Annotated in this window: 8 protein-coding genes; 7 read left to right on the top strand and 1 reads right to left on the bottom strand. The window is 72.2% G+C overall.

Going from position 1 to position 5,585, the window contains the following annotated elements; all coding sequences use genetic code 11:
• The 6 genes from ACWJ6R_RS28865 to ACWJ6R_RS28840 form a co-directional block, all read left to right on the top strand.
• Positions 1 to 367, top strand: a 367-nt coding sequence (locus tag ACWJ6R_RS28865; protein ID WP_449065253.1) for a hypothetical protein, incomplete at its 5' end; no start/stop codon positions are given.
• The gene (locus tag ACWJ6R_RS28860) at positions 364 to 798 is read left to right on the top strand and encodes a roadblock/LC7 domain-containing protein (RefSeq protein ID WP_449065252.1); all 435 of its coding nucleotides are present in this window, start codon (positions 364 to 366) and stop codon (positions 796 to 798) included. The genes ACWJ6R_RS28865 and ACWJ6R_RS28860, both read left to right, overlap by 4 nt.
• A 29-nt stretch (positions 799 to 827) precedes the next feature.
• On the top strand, positions 828 to 1,154 hold the full coding sequence (locus ACWJ6R_RS28855; protein ID WP_449065251.1) for a DUF742 domain-containing protein: 327 nt from the start codon (positions 828 to 830) through the stop codon (positions 1,152 to 1,154).
• Positions 1,135 to 1,731, top strand: coding sequence for a GTP-binding protein (locus ACWJ6R_RS28850; RefSeq protein WP_449065250.1), 597 nt, complete (start codon positions 1,135 to 1,137; stop codon positions 1,729 to 1,731). Before ACWJ6R_RS28855 ends, ACWJ6R_RS28850 begins: the two co-directional genes overlap by 20 nt.
• Before the next feature lie 258 nt (positions 1,732 to 1,989).
• Positions 1,990 to 2,952, top strand: a complete 963-nt coding sequence (locus tag ACWJ6R_RS28845) for a hypothetical protein (protein WP_449065249.1) — start codon at positions 1,990 to 1,992, stop codon at positions 2,950 to 2,952.
• Positions 2,949 to 4,208 (top strand): cytochrome P450 family protein, encoded by a 1,260-nt coding sequence (locus ACWJ6R_RS28840; RefSeq protein ID WP_449065248.1) that lies wholly within the window; start codon positions 2,949 to 2,951, stop codon positions 4,206 to 4,208. The genes ACWJ6R_RS28845 and ACWJ6R_RS28840 overlap by 4 nt, the downstream gene beginning before the upstream one ends.
• Here ACWJ6R_RS28840 and ACWJ6R_RS28835 read toward each other — a convergent pair.
• Complete coding sequence (locus ACWJ6R_RS28835) at positions 4,134 to 5,252, bottom strand: DMT family transporter (RefSeq protein ID WP_449065247.1); 1,119 nt, start codon at positions 5,250 to 5,252, stop codon at positions 4,134 to 4,136. The two genes, ACWJ6R_RS28840 and ACWJ6R_RS28835, sit on opposite strands and share 75 nt — an antisense overlap.
• A gap of 86 nt (positions 5,253 to 5,338) precedes the next feature.
• On the opposite strand from ACWJ6R_RS28835, the gene ACWJ6R_RS28830 reads away from it, so the two are divergent.
• The coding region (locus ACWJ6R_RS28830; protein ID WP_449065246.1) for a LysR family transcriptional regulator at positions 5,339 to 5,585 on the top strand (247 nt) is incomplete at its 3' end.

Here is a 5,585-nt window from a genome sequence, read left to right as displayed (position 1 = left end):
CTCGGCGCCCCGGTCCCGCCCGGCGCGGCCGCCCGCCGGCCCTCCCGCCGCCGAGGCCGCCCGGACCGCCGGTCAGCTCGAACCCGTGACCGGAGAACACGCGATCGGAGAACACCCGGCCGGAGAGCACGTCGGGCGAGTCGGCTCCGCCGAGGCGGCCGCGCCGCTCACGACCACCCTGGGCCTGCCCAAACGACAGCCCAAAGACCCTCGCGCGACTCCCCGGCTCTCGCCCCCGAGCCAGGAGGCCCTCACCGACAGCGGCGACCCCGCCGCCCTCGCCGAGGGCTTCGAGCAGATGCGCCGTGCGCTCAGCGAAGGTTACGGCGACAGCGACACCGACCCCGGAGGACATCCCCAGACATGAGCGACCAGCACACCGCCGACTCCACCGACATGGCCTGGGTCCTCAACCGGCTGACCGAGGAGCCGGGCGTCGTCAACGCCCTGCTGTTCAGCACCGACGGGCTGGTGCTGGCCGCCTCCGACGGCCTGGCCAGGGACGACGCCGACCGTGCGGCGGCCGCCCTGTGCGGGGTCAAGTCGCTGCAGGGGGACTTCACCGCGTTCTGTGGCCTGCCCGACCGCGGAGACCCGCTGCCCATGCGGCACGTGGTCAGCGACCTGAAGGACTTCACCGTCCTGCTGTTCGCCGCCGGCGAGCGCACCGGCCTCGGCGTGGCGGTGCGCGGCGGCTCGATGAGCCAGGAGGTCGCACTCGCCATCACCGCCACCCTGAAGATGATCGCCGGGCTGCGCCCGGTGCTGGCGGCCCGCGAGCGAAGCGGCGGCGCATGAGCCCGCGCGGGCACCGAAGGATCGGCGTGGTGCGCTCCTACACGGCCACCGGCGGCCGCGCCACCCCGTCGCGGACCAGCCTGGACGAGGCCACCCTGCTCATCGCCGACCCCAAGCTGCCGCTGGCGGGCCTGCGGGCGCAGGCCTACCGGGTGATGGACCTGTGCCTGCCCGGGGTGCTGTCGGTCTCGGAGGTGGCCCACCACCTGCAGCTTCCCGGCGCCGTCACCAAGGTGATCGTCTCCGGCCTGGTGGACAGCGGGCACCTGGTCGCCCGCGCGCCGTTCACCCCCACCGCCGACCAGCACGACGAGGACTTCCTGAGAAGGGTTCTGCATGGACTCCAACAGCTCTGACCGCCGCTATGTGCCGGACAGGGCCCGCTCGGTGAAGGTGCTCGTCCTCGGCCCGTTCGCGGTCGGCAAGACCACCTTCGTGGGCACCGTCTCGGAGATCCGGCCGATGCGCACCGAGGAGCGGATGACCCGCGCCGGGGAACTCATCGACGACCTCGGCGGCCTGCGGGGCAAGGTCACCACCACCGTCGCCATGGACTTCGGCCGGGTCACCCTGGCCGACGACATCGTGCTGTACCTCTTCGGCGCCCCCGGCCAGCCGCGCTTCCACCGCATGGTCCACTCGCTGATGGAAGGCGCCCTGGGCGGGCTGGTCCTGGTCGACACGCGGCGGATCGACGAGAGCTTCGACTCGATCGACCTGCTGGAGTCCGCCCGCCTGCCGTACACCGTCGCCGTCAACCACTTCGACGGCGCCCCCCGCTACGACGACGACGCCCTGCGCGACGCGCTGACCATGGCCGACGACAGGCCGCTGGTACGGCTGGACGCCCGCACGCGCGACTCGGCCAAGCAGGGGCTGATCGCCCTCATCACCGACATCCTCAGCCGTCCCCGCCCGGAGCCCGCCCGATGACCCAGCACCCGGTCCCCATCCCCCAGCTCTTCGGCGAGGAGTTCGCCGCCCGGCCGCAGGACGCCTACACCGCCCTGCGCGCCCACGGCCCCGTCGCGTGGGCCGAGATCGCCCCCACCGTGTACGCGCTGGTCGTCACCAGCCACCGCGCCGCGGTCACGCTGCTCAACGACACCGCCACCTACAGCAAGGACAGCCGTGCCTGGGCCGCGCTGAACAGCGGACAGGTCCCCCCCCGACAGCCCGGTCCTGGCGATCATGGCCTACCGGCCGAACCTGCTCTACGCCGACGGACAGGAGCACGAGCGGCTCCGCGGCGCGATCGAGGACTGCGCGGCCCGCATCGACCTGCACGAGCTCCGGGAGAGCACCCAGCACCATTCGCTCGGGCTCATCACCCGCTTCGCCCCGGCCGGCCGCGCCGACCTGATGACCGAGTTCGCCGACACCATACCGCTGCTGGTCTTCACCGACATCCTCGGCTGCCCCGCCCCGATGGTCGGCCGCATGGTCGCCGGTTCCCAGGGCCTCATCAGCGCCGGCCCGGAGGCGATCCAAGCCGCGGCCGACTTCGCCCGGTGCCTGGCCGAGCTCATCGAGATGAAGAAGGCCGCACCTGGGCGGGACTTCACCTCTTGGATGCTCGCCCACCCCTCCCGGCTCACCTCCGAGGAGATCCTCCAGCAGCTGTTCTGCTTCGTCGGTGCCGGGGTCATCCCCACCGCCGCCTGGATCGCCTCCGGTCTGCGGCTGCTGCTGGAGGACGACGCCTACGCCGGTGACCTGACCGGCGGCGCGGTCACCGTACGCCGCGCCATGGAGCAGGTGCTGTGGACCCGCTCGCCGATGGCCAACTTCTCCGTGCACTTCGCCCGCCGCGCCACGATGCTGCACGGCGTCCCCATTCCGCCCGGCGTGCCGATCCTCATCAGCCACGCCGCCACCGGCACCGACCCGCAACTGCCCCCGGGCCACGGCAACCGCTCCCACCTGGCCTGGTCGGCCGGTCCGCACCGCTGCCCGGCCGACAGCCATGCCGCCGTCATCGCCCAGACCGCCATCGAGACGCTCCTCGACCGGCTCTGGGACCTGGAACTCGCCGATGCCGGCGTCCCCAACCGGCACGGCCCCTTCCATCAGTGCCCCGCCGTACTGGGCGTCCGTTTCCGTCCGCAACCGGCCGACGCCCTCACCCCCTCACCCCCCGGAGGTTCCACATGACCACCAGCACCGGCACCACCCCCGGCATCACCACTGGCACCCCGGCCGTGCTCGACACCACCGGCCGGCTCCTGTACGAGCAGACCGAGCACCTGCGCTCCGCCGGGCCCGCCGTACGGGTCGAGATGCCCGGCGGCCTCGTCGCCTGGTCCGTCAGCCGGGGCGACGTCGCCAAGCGGCTCCTGGTCCACCCGCACATCTCCAAGGACGCGCGCGCGAGCTGGCCCGGCTACCGGCCAGGGGCCTTCCCCTGGCTGACCGCCTGGGTGGACGTGGTGAGCATGTTCACCTCGGACGACGCCGACCACAAGCGGCTCAAGGAGCTGGTCGCCCGGGCGTTCACGGCCCGCCGGATCGACGCCATGCGCCCCGCCGTCGAGACGATCGTCACCGACCTGCTCGACTCCCTGGAGACACTGCGGGCCGGCGCACCGGACCGGCCGGTCGACCTGCGCACCGCCTTCGCCTACCCGGTGCCCACCCGGGTGATCTGCGACCTGTTCGGCGTCCCCGGCGATCAGCGCGCCGGCATGCTGCGCGTCATCGACTCCATCCTGGACACCAGCGCCTCCCCCGAGCAGGCCGTCCGCACCCGTGACGACCTGTTCACCGCCATGCACACCCTCATCGCGGCCAAGCGCGCCACCCCCGGCGACGACATGACCAGCCTCCTGCTGACGGCGCAGCAGGAGGACGGGGACCGGCTCAGCGAAGCCGAACTGGTCAGCACCCTGATCCTGATGATCGGAGCGGGGTCGGAGACCGCGGTCTCACTGATCGATCACGCGGTCGTCGAACTGCTCTCCCATCCCGGCCAGCTGTCCGTCGCGCTCGACGACCCCGCCCGCTGGGACGACGTCATCGAGGAGACGCTCCGCAAGCATCCGCCGATCATGCACCTGCCCCTGCGGTACGCCACCGCCGACATCGACCTCGGTGAAGGCGTCACCCTGCGCGCGGGCGACCTGGTCCTGATCGCGTTCGGCGCGCACGGCCGCGACCCGGAGGCCAACCCCGAACCGGACCGGTTCGACATCGACCGGACCGACCGCCAGCACCTGGCGTTCGGCTACGGCATCCACTACTGCCTGGGCGCTCCGCTGGCCCGGTTGGAAGCCCGCGTCGCACTGCCCGCCCTGTTCGCCCGCTTCCCCCGCCTGCGCCTGGCCGGTGAGCGTGCGTCACTGCCTCCGCAACCGTCCTTCATCGGCAACGACTACCGAGAACTCCCCGTCCTGCTGGGATCTGACGACTGATCGATCACGTCGGGCGGCCGCCTGACGCACTGCCGTACGAAGACGATGGGACTCCTGCCAGGACAGCGGCCCGGCACCGCTGGACTGACGGGGGTTCCGCCTTGTTCGGAGAGCATACGACAGGCCGGTGACCGGGCGCAGGCGAATCGGAAACCGCCGAGGCCCGGCCCGGTTGGACCCGGCCTGCAGGACGGCGACGGAGGACAGGACGAGCAGGCCGCCCGCGAGCTGCACCGGGGTGAGGAACTCCGCCAGGGCGAGGGCGGCCAGCGCCGTGGTGACGACCGGCTCGAAGGTCGACAGGATGGCGGCGGTGGAGGGGCCGGTGCGTCGCAGGCCCGCGAAGAAGGTGAGCATCGCCACGACGGTGGACACGACGGCGATGCACGCCAGCCAGAACCACCCCCGCACGCCGAAGCCGAGGTCGACGCCGCCGGTGAACAGGGCACGGGCGGCCAAGGTGAAGGCGGCTCCGGTCATCACCAGCGCGGAGAGCACCACCGGTGGCAGCCGGTGCACCACGGTGTCGGAGACCAGGATGTAGGCCGTGTAGGTGATCGAGGCGCCGAAGGCCAGCAGCACACCGAGCGGGTCGAAGTCCAGCCCTCCGGCACCGAGCAGGACGAGCAGTGTTCCGCAGCAGGCGGCCGCCAGCGCGGCGACCCGTCCGGAGGTCAGGCGGTCGCGGCCGAGCAGGACGGCCGTCACGGTGACCAGCAGCGGATAGGTGGAGAAGACCAGGGACAGCAGCGAGGCGTCCATCAGTTCCAGCGCCGAGAAGTACAGGCCCGCCTGCGCGGCGTACCCGACCGCCCCCAGCCCGACGGCCGTCCCCAGCACGCCCGCGCGACCGGCGCGGAACACCGGAGCGGAGGTCGAAGGGCCGCGGCGAAGACCCGGCCGCAGGAGCAGCAGCATCGTCAGCACGGCGGCCGCCAAGCCGAAGCGCACCAGTAGCAGCGCCGCGGGCGAGACGCCCGCGGCGTAGGCGAACTTGGCGAAGATCGCCATGGCGCCGAAGCACGCAGCGGACAACAGACACATCGCCGGACCCATGTCCCCCAGCATCGGCGATCACGAATCATCACGTCCAGCGATGATTTATTGACCTCATTCATTAGGATTCATGCATGATTGCGTTCGATCTCCGTCGGCTCCGTCTGCTGCGCGAGTTCGAGGAGCGCGGGACGCTGGCCGCGGTCGCGGCGGCGTTGGAATACAGCCCGTCCGCGGTCTCGCAGCAGTTGAACGTGCTGGAGAAGGAGGCCGGTGCGCGACTGCTCGAGAAGGCCGGGCGCGGCGTGCGGCTGACCGACGCCGGGCGGCTGCTGGCCCAGCACGCGCGGACCCTGCTGGCGGCGGCCGAGGCGCGGCGGC

This window comes from Planomonospora algeriensis, assembly GCF_977012225.1.
The sequence above is the reverse complement of the archived record's forward strand: the minus strand, read 5'-3'. Positions and strand labels throughout refer to the sequence as shown.

Excerpts from the sequence above, each read along its gene's own strand:
- ACWJ6R_RS28860 (WP_449065252.1), top strand. The coding sequence starts at position 364 with ATGAGCGACCAGCACACCGCCGACTCCACCGACATGGCCTGGGTCCTC.
- ACWJ6R_RS28850 (WP_449065250.1), top strand. The coding sequence starts at position 1,135 with ATGGACTCCAACAGCTCTGACCGCCGCTATGTGCCGGACAGGGCCCGC.
- ACWJ6R_RS28845 (WP_449065249.1), top strand. The coding sequence starts at position 1,990 with ATGGCCTACCGGCCGAACCTGCTCTACGCCGACGGACAGGAGCACGAG.
- ACWJ6R_RS28840 (WP_449065248.1), top strand. The coding sequence starts at position 2,949 with ATGACCACCAGCACCGGCACCACCCCCGGCATCACCACTGGCACCCCG.
- ACWJ6R_RS28835 (WP_449065247.1), bottom strand. The coding sequence starts at position 5,252 with ATGTGTCTGTTGTCCGCTGCGTGCTTCGGCGCCATGGCGATCTTCGCC.